Source organism: Curtobacterium citri (assembly GCF_030362955.1).
GTDB classification, from domain to species: domain Bacteria; phylum Actinomycetota; class Actinomycetes; order Actinomycetales; family Microbacteriaceae; genus Curtobacterium; species Curtobacterium citri.
Genome location: NZ_JAUCML010000013.1, coordinates 25,220 through 42,811 on the forward strand (window position 1 = coordinate 25,220; position 17,592 = coordinate 42,811).

Consider the following 17,592-nt stretch of genomic DNA (forward strand, 5'->3'; position numbering starts at 1 on the left):
TACTGCGACGTCGAGGACTTTGAGGACCGCTAGTAGGAGCGGTCGAATCAGCCAGGCCCATAACCATCGGAAGGGCTGCGGTAGCCACATCGGCTGCTCGTACTGCCTCCGTTTTGCGGTGCGTTCGGCACGCGTGAGCAGCCGTGCACGCCGACGTTGGCTGCGCTCACCGTTCATCACTGTTGGAGCGTAGCGCCGGAAAGACGGCTGCCTCGCTGACCGATTGTCTACCGGTCGGCCGGTGGACGCTCGAGGGCCCAGACGATCGCTCCAGCCAGGCATGTCAGGCCTGCCAGTACAAGGCCTAGCGCTGTGAGTGCGCCGCCCCACCACAGGCTTGATGTGTCCTTCGTGCAGCCTTCCCAGGTCTGCGCGCCATCGGTCCCGGTGGCACCGACCTGGCACCAGCCGTCGAGGTTGGAAGCACCGACGATGACTGCAATGAGTCCGACGACGAGGCAGATAGCGGTCAACGTCAGCGAAGCGGCCACCCACCGCTGAGCGCCCGACAGGTTCTTCACGTGGTGACCCTAGCGCCTCATGAGCGATGAGTATTTGAACGCGCCTGTTGAGCGCCACCCATGCCAAGAACTGCGGTGACATGGAAGCGGCGGCTCTAAGTGCCAAGGCACGCAATCCGTCGTCCGGTAGCCGATCGGCTATCGAGACGGGTCAGTAGCCCATCAGGGCTGCCTTGATCCGGTTGACCCACCACCCGATGGTGAGCCAGTAGATGCCTCGCGCGACGAACGTGACGGCGACCCAGAGTGCAGCGGCTGCCTTGGTCGCTACGAGAGCTGTGAAGGCAACCGCCACCGCAGCGACGAGAGCACCGAGACCGGTTTGCACGAATTCCATGGCCGGAAGGTACCGGCGGCACCCGACATTCGCGGGTCAGTGCGTCGAGCGGTACCTACCGGGGTGCTTCGAGCCGCTCGCGGGCGTCCTCATGCCGGTCGACGGGTGTGGCGTCGATGACTCGGCGAATCATCAGTTCCAGGAACCGTGCGGGTTGCAAGCCATCGGGTACAGCGTCATGGCGAATCTGGACCGCAGGCAGGCCGGCTAGAGCCTCGTCGATTGCTGTGGCGGGGACTTCTTCGCCTTCGTCCGGGAGGGTGTCATCGTCGAGGCCGGCGGCGACGAGCGGATTGTCTGCGTCCCCGTCGTCTACCGCTTCGTCTCCCGGCGGAATGGTTGCAAGGTTCGCGCCGTACTCGATCATGATGAGCGCGACAGCGTGATACGCGTCGTCCTCACGACCAAGCTTCTGCAAGAGGTCGATGAGCCAACGAGCTTTCTTGGGCTCCTCGGTCAGGATCGTCGAGCGGAGTCCGTAGACGAAACCGAGGGCTGCGAGCGGGTGCCGGAGGCGAAGGTTCTTGGCGTCGCCGTAGCTCTCTTCGACACGGTTGGCAGCGTTCTTTCCAAAGCTGGAGTCCATGCGCTTGGTGCTGATGAGCAGTTCGGGGCCCGTGTCCCAGTCGGACATGACGACGTCGACCTGCTTGAGGTAGTTCTTCCCGAGGACGTTCGCGGACGCCGATACGACGCCCTTCATCGGCGTGGGGTTCGCGAGCCGCTTGGCGAGCTGGTCGCGTTCCTTGCCCTTCAAAGCGCGTAAGAGGTTCGCGATCGCGGCCGGCAGGATGCGGGGGTGCTCGGCGCGCGGCCATGTTGCGTCGGGCGCGAAGCCGGCGCGGCGGAGTTCATACGACACCCACACGTCCAGCGCGAGCGCAGGCACACCGGTTGTTGTGGGCGCCTCCAAGTACAGCGGCACACCGAGGAGTCGTTGCAGGACGGGAAAGTCCGGCTCGTAGCGGACAGTGCCATCGCCGTCGCGAATCCAGGGGTTGGTGTGGACGCCTTCTGGGGCGGCGTCGGCGCAGATCCGGTCGAAGATCGCCCATGCTTTGGACCGGATGGAGGGTTCAGCGGCCACTGTCGGCTCGCGCTACTCGTCGGGACGTCATGGCAGCGTGCGCTGTGCGCACGAGTTGCAGCTCGTCTGCGGTAACCAAGCCCTGGTCGAGGAGGAGCGCTTGGTCGACCAGCCGTACCGCTGCGAGCAGATCACCTTGGCGGAGCAGTCGGGCTACGTGTGACCTCACGACACGGAGTGCGTCGGCGCGCTCACTGACGAGAGCAGGGGAGGGCATAGCCCATACGTCTGCTTCCCGAGGTTCGATCTTCAAGATGCCGCCGCCGTAGGCACGGCCGACCATCTCCGCGTTCAGCAGCGTCACGGAGTTCAGCGACGCCAGCGGCAGAAGCTCCCGGCCAAGGTCGCGGTACTCGTCGACGAGGTACACGCCGTGCACGGAGTTAAGGTGCAGAGCGGCGGCCTCGTTGGTCGTCAACCGGGGCGTGTCCGCGTTCATGCAGGTGAGAAGCAGGTCAGCGGGTGGCAGTAACGGGACTTGGTACCAGGTCCGTCGCACCCGGCACTTGTACGCCTGGTCAACACCAGCCATGTGGCCTGCTTGCACGTAAGCGGTTGCGGCCGGAGTCAACCGAGACCCGGGCCGGAACAGCCACGTCGCTTTGCCGGCCGCGCCGAGGTCCGTGAGGTTGTGTCGGGTGAGGGACAGCCCGCGGAGGTGCGCGCTACCGGGCGGCGAGAGGCGAACCAGGTCAGCACGGCCGAGGCCAAGTTCACGGGCTCGTGCCGGCGAGAGCGCGAAGTAGCTGTTGTTGCCCGTCACCATGCCGAGAGTGGTGTCGCCCCAGTTCTCGAGGTCCGTGAACGCCTCGGACTCCCGTAGTCGACGAAGTGGCCGGAGCGCGTCTGCGCCAACGAGGAGCCCGGTCCACTTATCGGCGGGGCGCTTTGGTGACCACCGCAGCGCGTCTCCAAGCGTGGTGAGCGCGTCGGCGTCTTGTGCTTCGCGAATGGTCGCGTGATCCGTGGGGCCCTCGTCGAACCCATCGGCGAGCAACAGCACGACGTCTGCTTCCGCCTCGGGGAACACGCGTTCGGTGAACAGCACCAGCTCAACGCTGGCGAACCGGTCGAAGAGGAACTGTCGGACCGGGGCGGCGTAGTTCACGCTCAGTAGCTCGGCGGGTAGCACCAACCCCATCCGTCCTCCTGGTCGGAGGAATAGTGCGGACTGGATGGTGAACGCGGCCCAACTCGACGCCAGACCGGTCAGCGCGACGCCGGCGCTGAGCGCCGCAGCCCGAGACCGAGTACGGGATTCACCGGTGAAGTCCTGATACCGGATGTATGGCGGATTCCCGATAACGGCGTCGTACGTAGGGGTCGGGTCGACGAGGAAGAAGTCACTGTGGATCACCGTCGGCACACCGCCGGCGTCCGCGACGCGTTCCGCAGCTACACGGGCGCTGTGCTCGTGAATCTCCACCCCGGTCACACCTGGCTGGACGGCACCAAGCTCGGTGAGTCGCCGCACCGCCTCCACCAGGAACGCCGCGTCCCCGGCGGACGGCTCCATGACCGCATCCCCAGCATCGCGGACAGCCCAGTCGGTGATGAACCGGGTCAGTGGTTCTGGTGTGAAGAACGCGCCCCGGGCCTTCCGCAGCTCCGACGTGTCGACAGGCTGGGGCAGGTCGGCAGTGCTCACCGGTCCATTCTCGACCACCCGGACGACAACCGCGCTCAACCCGCTGGCCGAGGCGGATCCCGTCTCGATAGCCGATTGGCTATCGAGACATGAGGAAGCGCCAGCTGGGCGGGGCCGTCAGCGTTGCAGGCCAAGTCTCTCCACCGCGGCGATGGGACTCAACGGAGTCTCCGGTTTTTTTGCCGCCGCGGCTTCGAGAGCCGCTTCAGGATGCAGCTCGAAGACGTGTGTGTTGAGCGTGTAGGTGTTTCTGAATCTGCGGGAAGAGATGTGGTCGCGCACCACGGGTGTTCTGTATACGGCCACGAGTCCGTATCGCTTCAACTCTGCGATGCCGCGGGCTCGGGTCGTCTCTGATAGTGCGTAGCGGTCAGAGGCGACCTGTGGGGTGAACCACAGGTCTTCTGGATCACGCCCTCGTGCGGCGCTCATGAGAATCAGGAGCATCGCGAGCGCTGCTCCATCAAGCTCCGCGATCCAGCCGCTGGTCCACAGGGTCACGGGCAGCTTGACGTAGCGCTGCACACGTCGACGCTCCCGAGGGTCCGCCTCCTTCGCAGCCGCCCACGCTTCGCCAGGATGCGAGTAATCAGCGCCAGTCCCAAGTTCCGACAGCAATGTGAGCTCTGCGGTCTTCCCCCGTTGACGGTCGGAACGCAGAAACTTCTCCTTGGTCAGGGTCCTCAACGCATCGTTGACACGCGCCGCCCCTTTGCCGTCAGGGTCCGGAAGGCCGATCAGTGCTGCCCAGACGCGCGCGCCTCTGCGAACGGAGTAGGGCGCGGCCGTGGCCGTCCACAGGATGGACAGCAGCACTTTCACCTTGACCTCCCCGCCTCGGCCACCGCGCAGAAGTGACGCGAGAGGGGGCACATCGGTCGGTGACGGTGATTCAACGAAACCGGCCCGGAGCGGCACGGACCCTCGCTGAGCACGCTCCGACAACTGCTGTGCAGTGTCGCGTGCTCGCGCTAATCTGTCTTCCGTCACCCGGGCTCCCAGAGATCTCTATACGAGTCATCTCATAGTACCCCACACAAGCCGCTATCGTCTACCACGCAGGCAACAGGTGGACCCTCATCGGACCACATCTATTTGACAATATGATCAAATTAGCGTACGCTAGCAACAGGATTTGACATGTCGCCAGGGCATCGGCTAGACTCTAGCCATCGCACCAAGCGAGTGACGGACCTTCCCAGACTCCCGATCAAACGAGGTGGGCATGGAAAGCCGTTCATGCTCTCGTGCCAGTTGCTGCAAGCCGGCAGCGGACGAGCCAAGCGATCAACGAGGCGCCTGGGTACCGCGGTACCCAGGCGTTTCGTCGTTGGGGCCGCCTGTTGCGGTGCAGCCAGCTATCGGATGATCTTGCTGTAGTTGCTCATCGGCCTGTTCATACGCCACAGTGACCTCATGTTTGCGCCTGAGCCAACCGAGTACGACTTTTCGGTTGGGAACTGGCTCTATGGCCCGAAGGTTGAACGGTTCCCGCGGCAGGGTCCAGACGGATCGGTCCGGGTGCGCTCGGTCGTACTTGACATGGACACGGTTATCGAGATCGGCGCGATCCTCAAGCGATGGTCCGGTGGCACCGATCCGACCTTCACCCTGGTTAGTGGCGGCGAGTACGGGGACCGAACCGTCGCCGAATCTGACCTAAATGCTCTTCCTGCCGAGGATCGCGCTCGACTGATGGTCCGGGTCATCGGGCAGGAAGAGGCATCGATGGACGGGCTCGTCACGTTCCACAGCAACCCGATGGTCAGCGTCCCATCCGCGACCGTCCGGGACAAGATCGTCGAGAAGCTGCTCAACAACCGACCACGAATCAAATGGGCACTCGTCACTCGACTGGTCCCGCTCGCGTTGCCGCTTGCTCTCGTCGGGCTCTGGATCTGGCTTGAAGTCGTGCAAGCAATGCCGGCACCTGCACACGCGATCGGTTGGGTGTTCCTGGCAGGCCTCTTCGTCGCCGTCGCGAAACCGATCTACGCTCGGCGGCGCACCACCGTGCTCGGACCTGGTCACCGCATCCGGATGGAGTCACGCGCACAGACAATCGCGCGACGCGCGGACGAAAAGAAAAACGTGAAGGTTGCGGCGATCACCACCGTGGTGACCGTTCCGATCACGATCGTTCTGACCAGTCTGTTCGGCTTCGTCTTCCACTGAGCTGAGCAAGCTGATCTGTGTCGGCGCTCGCTTCTACGATCCGAGGGTGGGTGGTCGTCGACGGGATCGGTACACCGCGCCTGAGGAGGCGCGGTACTCGCTCTCGCCCGAGGCGATCGGAGCGCCGATCGAGGGGAGTGGCCTCCGCCCGGTGCGTGCGTGGGTGCCGGCGAACGACGGCACGCAGTCTCGCGTCGACGCCGTGGCGGTGTCCTCGACACCGGACGCCGTATGCCTCCGGTGGCTCGACGAGGGCCACACCTTCCAAGCATGGGTGTGGAGGGCGGCCGTACGCCACAGGGCGACGTCGGCCGCGATAGACGCGGCCTGAGCCAGCTCGTGCCGGCGACGTCGGACCCCCGGCGTATCGTGGAGGAGTCGGCTTCCCCTCAATCCGGCAGAGGCCGTCGATCGAGGCCCCTCCTCGGTTGACGACGACAGCCCCCGGCGCTGGTTCACCCCCCGAACCGCCCGGGGGCTTCTCTGTGCTTGCCGGCAGTTCTCGAGCCCCGTCGTGCGCGCAGGGATCGTCTAGGGCTTCCGGCAGGGGGCCGGGAGTCGCTGCGCTCCGGGTGGAGCCGGCTCCACCGGCCCTGTAGGGCCTTCGGCCCGTTCTTTTGCCGTGAAGCCTTCGGCAGCGTACGGACGTCCGGGCTCCGCGCAAGCGGCAAGCCGCCGTCTCCTCCGAGAATTTCGGCACGCGGTCGCAAGCTCCCTTATCTCGCGCCGAAATTCTCTCCCCCGCCGCCCTTCGGGTTGCACTCCACCCTCCCGTCCTAGCGGCGACAAGTCGCCTTCACGGCAAAAAACGAGAGGGAGAGGAAAGCACATGCAGCGCATCGAGACCGTCGTCTCGTTCGTTCCGGTGGTGGAGGAGGACCAGATGCAGCGCCAGTTACGGAAGCTCGGAGAGCGCGAGGACGACCTCCGCCAGCGCGCCGCGATGGGCTACACGCTCACCCACACGGCGACGATCACCGGCCCGCAGTTCACGACGTTCGTGGACACGTTGACCCGCACCGACGACGAGTGACACAGGACGGGAGGGACCTATCCAAACTAGGTCCCTCCCGCTCCGCCCATCATCCCCGATCGACCCAGGAGCAGGAACCATGACCACCACGACACGCACCACCAAGACCACGGCCCGCCGCCCCGCCAAGAAGGCCGCAACGCCCCGCCGCACCATCGAGGAGAAGAAGGCGCAGGCCGCCGCACTCCACGAGTCGATCGCGACGCAGGTTGAAGCACTTCGCGACTCGGAGCGCTGGACGGCGTTCCTCGCGTTCGCGTCCGCGTTCCACGCCTACAGCCTCAACAACGTGTTGTTGATCCTCAGCCAGCGCCCTGACGCATCGCGCGTCGCCGGGTTCCGCAAGTGGCAGGGCCTCGGCCGCCAGGTCAGGAAGGGCGAGAAGGCCGTCCGGATCTTCGGCTACAGCACCAAGAAGGTGACCGAGGAGGACGAGAACGGCGAGAGCCACGAAAAGCGCGTCGCGCGGTTCCCCATCCTCTTCGTGTTCGACATCGCACAGACCGACCTCATGGACGGCGCGAGCGACCCCACGATCGCCCGGGACCTCACCGGCGCCGACGGCTACGGCATCGTGGACGCCCTCAGCACCCACCTCGCAGCCGAGGGGTGGACCGTCGAGCACCAGGACCTCACCGGCGGCCGCAACGGCTACAGCGACCCCGAGAGCCGCCGCATCGTCATCGGGACGCACCTCAGCCCCGAGCACGCCGCCAAGACCATGATTCACGAAAGCGCGCACGTGCTCATGGGCCACGTCGACGACCTCGCGGAGTACGCCGAGCACCGCGGCCTCATGGAAACCGAGGCCGAGAGCGTCGCCTACGTCGTCGCCGGACTCGTCGGTTTCGACACCAGCGCCTACAGCGTCGGCTACGTCGCCGCATGGGCAGACGCCGACGTCGAGTTGATCCGCAGCACCGCCGCCCGCGTGCTCGCCACCGCCCACCAAATCGCCGCCGTCCTCGACCCCGAGGACGACGACAGTGACACCACCAGCACCGACGAGGTCGACGCTGCCTAAGCGACGACCAGGGGCCGCGGTACGCGCCGCGGCCCCGCACTCCGGCGGCAGAGCCGCCACCAGGACCCAGGCCCACAACGGACACAGACCCGCAGGAGAACCGCCGTGATCATCACCTACAGCCGCCCCGACACCATCGGCCACGACGTCGACCCCGAGGCACCCGCCGCCGACCTCGACCCCACTGGAGCCACGTGCGACGCGTCGACGTACGACGTCGGGGGAGTGCCCTGGCGCTGCACCCGCCGCCCCGGCCACACCGACGACGAACACCGCGCAGCGTTCGAGCTCCACGGTGACGGCCCCGCGGGCGCGGTCGCGTTCGCATGGCGGTACGAGCACGGAGGGGCCGGTTACGGTCCGTCCTCTCCCGAACCCGTGCACACCGTCATCGTGACCGTCACGTTCCCCGAGGCGGCCGGAACCGGTGTCGACGCCGAACGCATCGCGGCCGATGTGCTCTCGAACTTCTGGGAGTGCGACCACGACCATGTGCGCGTCGACGTCACCAGCTCCACCGCCGCCGCGTGACGATCGCCGCCCGGCCGCCCGCAAGCGGCCGGGCGAGGGGCTGGCCCCTCGCGCACCCCAGGCGGAGCAAGCTCCGCACGAGGAGCCGGCGTCGACGCCGGCACTGCCAGCCCCCGTGCCGGGGCCGTTTCTTGGACGTGAAGCCCGGGGCAGCGTACGGGCGATCGGCGTTCGCTCAATCGGCAGTGGACTGCCGAATGGTTCGCCAGGAGCGACTAGCGCCCTGCTGCTCAGCGCCGACGTCGATGCCGCCCTCGCTGACGGCCGGTCGTCGACTGCTGGCGCTTCGCGCTGCGATCGACGACGGTCGAGTACGCACGCTTCAGAGTCTGACGTCGACTTGCTCGCCGCCGCGATCGCGGTGTCCTCCGCCGGAGCGACCCGGACCCGGCCGTGCAAGTTGACCGCCTGGTCGGTCTGGTCCTTCGAGGCAGCTACTCCGGGCGGGATCTGAACTCGGGGATCGTTCGGTTATGAGGTGAACGTCTAGCCGCTAGACACCCGCTGTCTAGAATCCTGGACACCGTCCCACAAGCCGACGTCGGCAGTCCTGCTTACTGCCAAGCCTCGGTTGCTGGCTGGTAGCCGCCGGTGCTCCGAGAGCGTGGAAAAGCGGCCACTGACCGGAACAGAGGCCCCCTCCGCGTCGTCGGCATCTGTCACAATGTGAGCAGGTCACAGCTCGCGAGTGGCCCGACGGGCCGTCCAGCTCGTCCGGTTGAAATGAGAAAGGCCCGGATTGCACTCCGGGCCTTGCTCTGACGGCCGACCGGTGAGGCACGACCGTGGGTGTGGCTGTAATGACATCACCCGAGGTAGTTCTTCGGTGATGTTACGCCTGTTGCGTTGCTCGTGCAACGTAGCTAGCCCAACTGGACGACCGCCTCCTCCGGTACGCAGTACCACCGGGAAGGCAGGTGCATGGCATGTTTAAGAAACGTCCAAGCATCAGAGCAGTTCTGAGGAAGATCGCTGAGGTGCTCCTGAAGGGGAGCATCGCCGGTATCGTCCGATGGCTGCTCGAGCAGTGGCTAGGCAACTAGCCCTGAGCAGCAGCTAGGTGACTAGCTGCGCGGGGGTCCTAGGGCAAGCACTAGGACCCCCGCCCTGTCTCCCACCGCCATCCGCAGGCGGTCAGTGCGCCGTCACGCGGCGATCCTCCTTCACAAACGATCGTTTCTGCCCTGCTGATCGACGTCGTCGGCGACCCCTGTGGTTCCGCGGTGCCCGATCCGTCAGAACTCACCGTCAAAACCTCCTGCCGTCAAAACCTCGCCGTACCGTTTTTGCTGTCTGACGGGTAGCATTGAGGGACTGACCGGGGGAGGACCCGATGGCAACGCAGACCAAGACCACGCAGCTCACCGAAGCAGAGCGCGCGCACCGTCAGCAGATCGTCGACGAGACCCGCACGTCCACGGCCCTCGAGGGCGGCCGAGCATCAGACGTCACGCACGCCGCGCAGGACCGGTGGGTCCGCGGTGAGCTCACATTCGACGAGATGGCTGCCGAGGTTCGGCAGGCACACCCGTCGACCGCTGACCGCTGAAGAGGCATGGCCTCCGACGACCGCTCCTGGGAAGCCGAGCGGCCCTGGGCGACCGGCGCCACCCATGATGAGCGCTGGGCCGGCTACATGGACCAGGAGACCGGGTTGCTCCGCACCCGGTCGGCCGAGCCGATCCGTACCGTTGACGAACTCCGCGCGTTCGAGGACTCTCGGGCGACGGTCCGCGCGATGGAGCTGCGACTGCAGCCCATCCGCGGTGACTTCGGTATCGAGCACCTGCAGGCGATCCACCGCCACCTGTTCCAAGACGTCTACCCGTGGGCCGGTGAGATCCGCACCGTCGGCATCCGTAAGGACGGTCAGGGATTCCTGCCGCCCGAGCACGCCGGCATCGTCGTCGACGGTGCCGCGCGCATGATGCGCGAGGACGGCATGCTCACCCCCGGCATGGACAACGAGCGCTGGTCGAGCAAGCTCGCCGACCGCTTAAACGACGTCAACGACGCCCACCCGTTCCGCGAAGGCAACGGCCGAACGCAGCGGCTCTACTTCGACCAGGTGGCCGAGGCTGGCGGGAAGACGATCCACTGGTCCGTCCTCACCAAGGAGCAGAACATCGCCGTCTCGCACGCCGCCCGCGGCGGGAACCTCGAGCCGCTGCGCTCCGCCCTCGGCGTCATGGTCACCGACCGCATGGACCCCCTGGCGCTGCAGCGCGCCAAGCAAGCCGCGGAAGCCATGCGCGGCCTCCGCTCCGTCCCGCCCGGCTACACCGGCGGGAAGTCCGCAGGCGTGGGGGAGCGGTCCTACTACGGCCCCTCCGGACGATCGACCAGCCCCAACGTCACCGGGCCCCGACGTGACGGGTACGAGCGCTGATGGCGATCGTGGGGTACGCGAGAGTGTCCACACTTGATCAGTCCTTGCACTCGCAGACCGACGAGCTCCGGGCGGCCGGAGCGTCTCGGATCTTCGAGGACAAGGCATCCGGGAAGCTCGATACCCGCCCCGGCCTGGCGGCCGCGCTCGACTACCTCCGCGACCACGAGGGCGACGTGCTCATGGTCACCCGCATCGACCGGCTCGGTCGATCGGTGCAACATCTGGTCCGCGTCGTCGACGACCTCAAGGCACGCGGTATCGAGTTCCGATCCCTGCACGAGGGCATCGACACCACCACCGCCGGCGGTGAGATGTTCTTCGTGATCTTCGCCGCGATCGGACAGTTCTCCGGACGCATCATCAGCGAACGCACCCACGAGGGCCTAGCGGCCGCTCGAGCGCGTGGCCGCCGCGGCGGACGCCCACGGGCGATGACCCCGAACAAGCTCGCCACGGCCCTCCGCATGCGCGCCGATGGGCACACCTACGACGAGATTGCCGGGACCATCGGCGTCAGCGCGTCGACCGTGTCACGCGCCCTCGCTAATGCGTTGGAGGCTATCGCGTGAGCGTCGAATGGACCACCTTCGTCTCCGGCTTGGTCGGCGCCGTCCTCGGTGCCGGCGGCGCCGTAGGGACCACTGTCATTACCACTCGAAGTAACCGGAAAGCGCGCGAGGACGACCGGACGGAGGACCGGAAGGATCGAGCGGCCGAGCGCGAGCATGAGCGCGTCGCGCGCCTACGAGACCAAGGGCGCAACGCTGCGAGGGAAGCGCTTGCGATCAGCAGCCAGTTCTTCGCCGAGACCCACGTCCCTGGTGAGCCATACCGAGCAATGGACGCCCGCCAGCGCACTGAGGTTCAGCGAATCGAGGACCTCGCCGAGCTCATCGAGAACGACGACGCCCGAGCTGCCGTGCGGTCAGCAGTAGCCGGCCTCCTCGGTGCATCGGTCGTGGAGCGCGCAGCCGACTACGTCGATCCCGACCCCGAGGTGCGAATCGCCCACTACGCCACCTATTGGCGGGAGCGGAAATTGCTCACTCTCATTCGCAAGATCCTCGGAAGCTACCTCCGCGAGGACGAGACTGCCCTAACGGCGGCTCGCCTCGAGGCGGAGGGTGCTGAGCAGGCCGTAGAGCACGCTTTCGGCATCCTCGAGAGCTAGGGCACCTGGGCGCTCAGCGCTCGAGCTCGGACGTTGGCCCAGCCGCCGACGGCTCGTAGCGGGGTTCGCCCGCGACAGGCCTAGCGGTCACCACGTCACGTTGTGTCGACGCTGGCGCCAGCAGTTGCAGTGTCCGTGGTCGAACGCGGCGACGTAGAGGCGGTCGGCCTCGTGGTCGAGCTGGTCAACCTCTGGTTGACGGGCGGCGTACCCGACGAGGAAACCGAGTTCGTAGATCGCACGCTCATGGTCGGTGAGCTCCCACACCCGGACGTCGTTGATCGGGTCGTGGTCGATCGAGTACGGCGTCGGCTCGGAGCCCGGCGTAGCGGTGTGGGCGATGGTCATCATGCGCTCCGGTGAGACTTCCACGCTTCGACGCCGGCGGGGGAGTAGCGAACCACGCGAGGGCTTACCGCGAACGCGATCGGGCCGGTGCCCTCCGCGCGCATCACGTCGAGCTCGTCGACGCTGACGCCGAGCGTCACTGCCGTCTGCTCCGGGGTGAGCAAGCTCGGGAACGATGGTCGCCGGCGCAGCGGTTCGAGCATCAGCAGTGCCTTTACTGCGGCGCTCACGATGCCACTCCCGCAGCCAGCGCGGCAACCTTGTCCGGACGGAAGTCCGTCCAGTGGTCGTCCGCGGTCTCGATCACCGGTGTGTGCTGGTAGCCGAGCTCACGCACGTGCGCCAGCGCCTCCGGCGAGGTCGTCACGTCCACGTACTCGTACGCGATCCCAGCACGTTCCAGCGACGCCTTGACCGCCACGCACGGGCCGCAGCCGGGCTGCCCGTACAGAACCACCTTGTGCTTATTCATCGGTCCACTCCCTCTCGTTGTTTTGCCGTGAAGGCGACTTGTCGCCGCTAGGACGTGGAGGTGGAGTGCAACCCTCTGTGGCGAGGTCGGGAAGAAGTTCGGGGCGAAATAAGGGAGCTTGCGACCGCGTCCCGAACTTGTTCCCGGCGTCGGTGGCTTGCCGCTTGCGCGGAGCCGGAGCGTCCGTACGCTGCCGGAGGCTTCACGGCAAAACAACGAACTTCCGCCCGGCTCCGCCCGGCTCCGCCCGGCTCCGCCGGGCTCCTCCCCGCCGCGTGCGGCTCCCGCGCAGCGGTGCTCTGGTCGTGCCGCTGTGCGCACGTGTGGACACAACGACGAAGGCCCCGCCGAGCGATGCTCGACGGGGCCTTCCGTGTGGTGTGACGTACGTTCTGGCGGGCTACTCGCCCTGGTCAGCGACGGGCGCTGACGACGTCGACGTGCGACGTGCACGACGCTTGGGTGCCGCGGTTCCCGGCTGCTTCGCGCCGGTCTGCTTGAGGTCCTTCTCGCTCCACCCGGCACGGAGGGCTGCGTCCCACGCTGCGCTGTGACGCTCACGCGCCTCCTGTGCCATCCGCTCCGCGTCGTCCGCGTCGTTCGCCGCGCTCACGAGTTCGCGGACCGCTTCGACGCGCTCGTTGAGCTGCGCTTCGAGGAGACGCCTCGCGGCGTCGGCTGCACTGTCCGGGGTCTGGTTCGCATCGCTCATGCCCCCTAGCGTAGCTGCCAGCTACGCAGCCATCGTAAGTACCTTACGGGCACCGTCCCGGCGCAGTCCCACGTCCCCTCCGGCTCCGTTGCGGCGGAGTCCCTGACGGAGCAAGCTATAGGTTTAGGTGTCCTAAATTGCGTGCCGAGGTGGCGCTGCGCGCACCTCGGAGGCATACTGGTCGTATGAGGCCCCGTATTCTTCGGGGTCGCTGCGCTGGGCTAGAGGGGGTGCGTCATGACGGAACCGAACGAGCGTCGGTTGTTCGGCCGTCAGCGGCGCGCTAACGACGACGAGGGCCCGCGCAAGAAGCGCTACGTCGTGAAGGCGAATAATGAGGAGCAGGCGCAGCTGGAAGCGCGTGCTCTCGTTCGCGGTGTCACGGTTCCGCGGCTCATGGTCGAGTCCGCGCTGAACCTGCACATTGAGACTGACACCGACCGCAAGGAAGCGATCGCCGAACTCTTCGCCATCCGTCGTCTGCTCGCGAACATCGCGAACAACGTCAACCAGATGGCGAAGTACGCCAACGAGGAGCGTGTGTTCCCCGCTGACGCTGACGCGATCGTCAAGGAGTATCGCGCACTCGTTCCGCGGATCAGTGCTGCCGTCGAACGGTTGGCCGGCGCATGATGCCGAACATCACGCGCGGCGGTCGGATGGAAGGTCTGTTGACCTACCTCGCCGGGGAGGGGCGCACCAACGAGCACGAGGACCAGCACCTCGTCGCCGGTGACCCCGCGATCATGACGATGTACGGCGACGACGAGCTCGACCGTGCAACCGCACTGGCGATCGCCCGTGACCTCGACGAACCGCACCGCGTGTTCGGTGTCGACGTCACGCAGCTCAAGACCATCCAGGATCCCGAGACCGGCGAGACGCACAAGGAGCGTGTCGACGCTCACGTGTGGCACTGCTCCCTCTCGCTGCGCGCCGAGGAAGGCCAGCTCTCCGACGAGCAGTGGTCCGCGATCGCGAACGACTTCGTCGACGCCATGGAGTTCACCGAAGCGCAGTCCGGACGTGCACCCGCACGGTGGGTTGCGGTCCGTCACGGCCTGTCGAAGAACGGCAACGATCACATTCACATCGCCGTGTCCCTCGTCCGCGAGGACGGTACGAAGGTGAACGTCCACCGCGACCGCCAGCGGTCCCAGGAGGTCGCCCGTGACCTCGAGGTCAAGTACCGGCTGCAGCTCACCACGTCCCGGATCGCAGCGTCGACCGAGCGCGGTGAGCGGCCGTCGGAGCGGAACATCGCCGAGCGTGCCGGGGCCGCTGAGACGAAGGCACGTCGCCTCGAGCGCGGTGTCCGCGCAGCAGCCGGCGCCGCGCAGACCGAGGGCGAGTTCGTCCGCCGTCTGCACCAGATGGGTATCGTCGCGAAGCCTCGGTTTGGTGCCGGACGTGACGACGTTGTCGCCGGGTACTCGGTCGCGATCCGACCGCAGAAGGGCGAGCCGATTGTCTGGCACGGTGGTGGCCGGCTTGCCCGCGACCTCACCCTGCAGCGGCTCCGTGACGGTTGGGTCGACAGCCCGCAGTCAGCGTCCGAGGGTGTCGCCGAGTGGCAGGCCACGTGGCGGAACCCCGTCCGGTACAAGCCGGTCAACCCGGGCGCCGAGGTGCGGGAGCCGACCCCGGAGCTGTGGCAGCAGTACACCGCCGACGTCAGCCGTCTCCGCAAGCAGTTGAGCGACGTCCCACGTGAGGACCGCGCCACGTGGGCGATCGTCGCGAAGGAGACCAGCGCCGCGTTCGCGGCATGGTCCGAGCGCGTCGAGGAGACGCCCGGCCCGCTCGCTGACGCATCCCGGGTGCTCGCCCGGAGCGCGCAGCTCCGGAAGCACCAGGTGAAGCCCAAGCCCGCCGGCATGGCGTCCGCGTCGGGTGCGGCAATGCTGCTGCTCATGGCGGCGAAGGGCGGCACGGGCACGATGGCTGAGGCCATCCTGTTCCGCCAGCTCGTCGCCACGACCCGCGCGCTGTACGAGTCGCACACCGCGATTCAGGACGCCCGGCAGGCAGCGCAGATCGCCGACGCGATGGGCGCGAACCTCGACGCGATCCGCGCACGCCTCCCGCAGATCCCCGCCGCCACGAAGCCGGCGACCGACCGTGCGGCAACCGCCACGCTCGACCCGGCCGCCGAGGCTGCCAGTCGAGTGCTCGAGGCGCAGAACGGTGGAACCACCGGGCGAGCTTCGAACCCGCTGCCGAACCGGATCGAACCGGCCCGGCCAGCAACACCCGCCGTCCGCCCAGAGCGCGACGACCGGGACCGATAGGAACACTGAGAGACAGGGGAACTCGATGAGTGACGTGGGGAACGTCCACAGCAACGACGTGGAAGCCGAGCTCGACGGTGTCATGCGGACGCTGATCGCGGCCGCCGGACGCATGGGCGAGAACTTCGCGCGCATGCGCGAGGAAGCCGCCCGCCGTGCCGAAGCCCAGAGCGTGCAGCGTGCACGCGAGACGCAGGTGCAGTTCGAGCAGGAGCGGGCGATGGCGCGCGCTCAACTGCAGCCGACCCGCGAGCCCGCGTGGTGGGACCGCGCCCGCCCCGAGGACATCGCGCACGCCTACGAGACGTCCGCCGCGTGGAAGGACACCGACCCGAACCTCGCCCGGGCGCACGCGCACATGGGCGACGAGCTCCGCGAGCGGTACGGCATCGACGTCAACGACGTGCAGGCCGACCCGCAGCGCGTCGCCGAGGTCCTGCGCCAGCGCGCCGGCATGGACGCCCCTGAGCAGGGTAACGCCGCCGAGCAGGCCGGCTCCACGGAGCAGGAACGTCGCGACGCCGACCAGCTCCTAAACGCGGCCGACCAGCACGACCGCAACGCCGAAGCCGCGCGCTCCGACGTCGACACTGAGCGCGCACCCGGTGTGAGCCCGGCCGGTCAGATCGGGCTCGGCTACGAAGACGAGTACGACGAGCCGGCGCCGCTCGACCCGAACGCGGAACGCACCATCACGCTCACTCTCAACGAGTACGAGGCTGACCGCATCGAGCGGTTCCTCGCTTCGTCCGAGTGGCAAGGACGGCAGGGGCTCGACGAGAGTGACGCCGATCCTGAGCGCTCTTTTGACGAACTCGATCGCGACCGGAAGACCATGCTCGAGAGCGCCGTCGGCATGCGCGAACGGCTCTCCACGGCCCGCTCGGCAGCCGCGGAGAGCACCGCCGACCGAGGAGAGCAGGGTGCCGGCAGCCAGGACCGCGCAGCGGGCCTCTCAGCGTGGGACAATGCCGACCGACGCGATGCGCATGCCGGCAAGATGGCTGAGCAGGGCGTCGAGCCCGTCGCTGTTCAAGCGCAGTACGGCGCCGACGTCTCCAACGCCAAGCACCCCCGTGCTGCAGTCAGCTCCACTCGCAGCGCGGCCAGGGCCCGCAAGGCCGCGACGAAGGCGATGGGAACCACCCGCGAGCGTCGGGAGCTTGGCCGCTGATGCCTCAGCAACTCAACATCCGGACCGCTACGCACATCTGGGAGAGTGAGGACCGAAGCGTTGCGGTGCCCGTTTTCATGTTCGAGCTCCGGCAGGCGCCGGCCTGGCCAACTCCCACCGGCGAAGTTGAGACGACTTGGAACTCCATCGTGGAGGAAGCCGGACTCGGACTGGTCCTTGACCCTTCGCCAGCAAGCATCCTGCAGTCAGCACCGATCGTCAGCCAGCACGGTGCTTGGATCGATCTCCGCTCACCGACGTCGTTGACCCTCTACTTGAGCATGCCCGTGGAGGAAGACGGAGGAACCATCGTCATGAAGATCGAGGCTGCCGGCAGCCATCAGATTGGCACGTTGATGCAACATGACCAGCGGTTCCGCTCGCTGGTCGCCCAGCAGCATCGAGTGTTCCTGTTGTACGGGATGGGGCTCAACATCGAGCTGTCTCCCGGGCAGCGCTCCGGGGAGGCTGACATCGTGAACGCAGTGCGCTCGGGGAACCTCTTTGGAGGATGGGTCAGAGCTGTCTCCTAAGCCAACGAAGAACGCCGCCCCGGTCGGGGCGGCGTTCTTCACGTTCGGGCCTCGTCGACGCCGGGAGAGCGGATCGTGGCACACCTTCGGCGTGCTGCTGCTCCGCTCTCCCGGGATCGCCGAGGAGTGGGCTGGAGGTACCA

Annotated in this window: 21 protein-coding genes; 12 read left to right on the forward strand and 9 right to left on the reverse strand. The window is 67.0% G+C overall.

Translation table 11 applies throughout. The features are described from left to right. Positions 1-227: 227 nt before the first annotated feature. From QUG92_RS15680 to QUG92_RS15700, 5 genes are all read right to left on the reverse strand, one after another. Entirely contained in the window at positions 228-521 is a 294-nt protein-coding gene (locus QUG92_RS15680) for a hypothetical protein (protein ID WP_289459895.1), read from the reverse strand. 151 nt (positions 522-672) lie between these two features. Further along, positions 673-858: a hypothetical protein gene (locus tag QUG92_RS15685; RefSeq protein ID WP_289459896.1), complete on the reverse strand. Its 186-nt coding sequence runs from the start codon at positions 856-858 to the stop codon at positions 673-675. A gap of 55 nt (positions 859-913) precedes the next feature. Then, positions 914-1,945: a hypothetical protein gene (locus QUG92_RS15690; protein ID WP_289459897.1), complete on the reverse strand. Its 1,032-nt coding sequence runs from the start codon at positions 1,943-1,945 to the stop codon at positions 914-916. Next, complete coding sequence (locus QUG92_RS15695) at positions 1,935-3,593, reverse strand: HsdM family class I SAM-dependent methyltransferase (protein WP_289459898.1); 1,659 nt, start codon at positions 3,591-3,593, stop codon at positions 1,935-1,937. The genes QUG92_RS15690 and QUG92_RS15695 overlap by 11 nt, the downstream gene beginning before the upstream one ends. Before the next feature lie 117 nt (positions 3,594-3,710). After that, positions 3,711-4,415: a hypothetical protein gene (locus QUG92_RS15700; RefSeq protein WP_289459899.1), complete on the reverse strand. Its 705-nt coding sequence runs from the start codon at positions 4,413-4,415 to the stop codon at positions 3,711-3,713. A gap of 594 nt (positions 4,416-5,009) precedes the next feature. Here QUG92_RS15700 and QUG92_RS15705 point away from each other — a divergent pair. The 8 genes from QUG92_RS15705 (at position 5,010) to QUG92_RS15740 (ending at position 11,919) form a co-directional block, all read left to right on the forward strand. Continuing rightward, positions 5,010-5,768, forward strand: a complete 759-nt coding sequence (locus QUG92_RS15705; RefSeq protein WP_289459900.1) for a hypothetical protein — start codon at positions 5,010-5,012, stop codon at positions 5,766-5,768. An 829-nt stretch (positions 5,769-6,597) separates the two neighbouring features. Then, the gene (locus QUG92_RS15710) at positions 6,598-6,801 is read left to right on the forward strand and encodes a hypothetical protein (protein WP_289459901.1); all 204 of its coding nucleotides are present in this window, start codon (positions 6,598-6,600) and stop codon (positions 6,799-6,801) included. A gap of 79 nt (positions 6,802-6,880) precedes the next feature. Continuing rightward, positions 6,881-7,825, forward strand: coding sequence for an ArdC-like ssDNA-binding domain-containing protein (locus tag QUG92_RS15715; RefSeq protein ID WP_289459902.1), 945 nt, complete (start codon positions 6,881-6,883; stop codon positions 7,823-7,825). A gap of 105 nt (positions 7,826-7,930) precedes the next feature. After that, a complete protein-coding gene (locus QUG92_RS15720; RefSeq protein ID WP_289459903.1) occupies positions 7,931-8,356 on the forward strand; it encodes a hypothetical protein in 426 nt (141 codons plus the stop codon). A 1,333-nt stretch (positions 8,357-9,689) separates the two neighbouring features. After that, positions 9,690-9,905: an antitoxin VbhA family protein gene (locus tag QUG92_RS15725; protein ID WP_289459904.1), complete on the forward strand. Its 216-nt coding sequence runs from the start codon at positions 9,690-9,692 to the stop codon at positions 9,903-9,905. 6 nt (positions 9,906-9,911) lie between these two features. Then, on the forward strand, positions 9,912-10,745 hold the full coding sequence (locus QUG92_RS15730) for a Fic/DOC family protein (RefSeq protein ID WP_289459905.1): 834 nt from the start codon (positions 9,912-9,914) through the stop codon (positions 10,743-10,745). Then, positions 10,745-11,317 (forward strand): recombinase family protein, encoded by a 573-nt coding sequence (locus QUG92_RS15735; protein WP_289459906.1) that lies wholly within the window; start codon positions 10,745-10,747, stop codon positions 11,315-11,317. The genes QUG92_RS15730 and QUG92_RS15735 overlap by 1 nt, the downstream gene beginning before the upstream one ends. Further along, entirely contained in the window at positions 11,314-11,919 is a 606-nt protein-coding gene (locus tag QUG92_RS15740; protein WP_289459907.1) for a hypothetical protein, read from the forward strand. Before QUG92_RS15735 ends, QUG92_RS15740 begins: the two co-directional genes overlap by 4 nt. Before the next feature lie 87 nt (positions 11,920-12,006). On the opposite strand, the gene QUG92_RS15745 is transcribed toward QUG92_RS15740, so the two are convergent. The 4 genes from QUG92_RS15745 to QUG92_RS15760 all read right to left on the reverse strand — a co-directional run bounded on the left by QUG92_RS15745 (position 12,007) and on the right by QUG92_RS15760 (position 13,451). Beyond that, positions 12,007-12,270: a hypothetical protein gene (locus QUG92_RS15745; protein ID WP_289459908.1), complete on the reverse strand. Its 264-nt coding sequence runs from the start codon at positions 12,268-12,270 to the stop codon at positions 12,007-12,009. Further along, positions 12,267-12,497, reverse strand: coding sequence for a helix-turn-helix transcriptional regulator (locus QUG92_RS15750; protein WP_289459909.1), 231 nt, complete (start codon positions 12,495-12,497; stop codon positions 12,267-12,269). The genes QUG92_RS15745 and QUG92_RS15750 overlap by 4 nt, the downstream gene beginning before the upstream one ends. Next, positions 12,494-12,739 (reverse strand): glutaredoxin family protein, encoded by a 246-nt coding sequence (locus QUG92_RS15755; RefSeq protein WP_289459910.1) that lies wholly within the window; start codon positions 12,737-12,739, stop codon positions 12,494-12,496. Before QUG92_RS15755 ends, QUG92_RS15750 begins: the two co-directional genes overlap by 4 nt. 400 nt (positions 12,740-13,139) lie before the next feature. Beyond that, positions 13,140-13,451, reverse strand: coding sequence for a hypothetical protein (locus QUG92_RS15760; protein WP_289459911.1), 312 nt, complete (start codon positions 13,449-13,451; stop codon positions 13,140-13,142). 237 nt (positions 13,452-13,688) lie between these two features. Here QUG92_RS15760 and QUG92_RS15765 point away from each other — a divergent pair, with 237 nt between their 5' ends. The 4 genes from QUG92_RS15765 to QUG92_RS15780 all read left to right on the forward strand — a co-directional run bounded on the left by QUG92_RS15765 (position 13,689) and on the right by QUG92_RS15780 (position 17,449). Beyond that, a complete protein-coding gene (locus QUG92_RS15765) occupies positions 13,689-14,084 on the forward strand; it encodes a plasmid mobilization protein (protein ID WP_289459912.1) in 396 nt (131 codons plus the stop codon). 38 nt (positions 14,085-14,122) lie between these two features. Then, a complete protein-coding gene (locus QUG92_RS15770) occupies positions 14,123-15,742 on the forward strand; it encodes a relaxase/mobilization nuclease domain-containing protein (RefSeq protein ID WP_289459913.1) in 1,620 nt (539 codons plus the stop codon). 82 nt (positions 15,743-15,824) lie between these two features. Further along, entirely contained in the window at positions 15,825-16,916 is a 1,092-nt protein-coding gene (locus QUG92_RS15775; RefSeq protein WP_289459914.1) for a hypothetical protein, read from the forward strand. Beyond that, a complete protein-coding gene (locus QUG92_RS15780; RefSeq protein WP_289459915.1) occupies positions 16,916-17,449 on the forward strand; it encodes a hypothetical protein in 534 nt (177 codons plus the stop codon). The genes QUG92_RS15775 and QUG92_RS15780 overlap by 1 nt, the downstream gene beginning before the upstream one ends. Positions 17,450-17,592 lie beyond the last annotated feature (143 nt).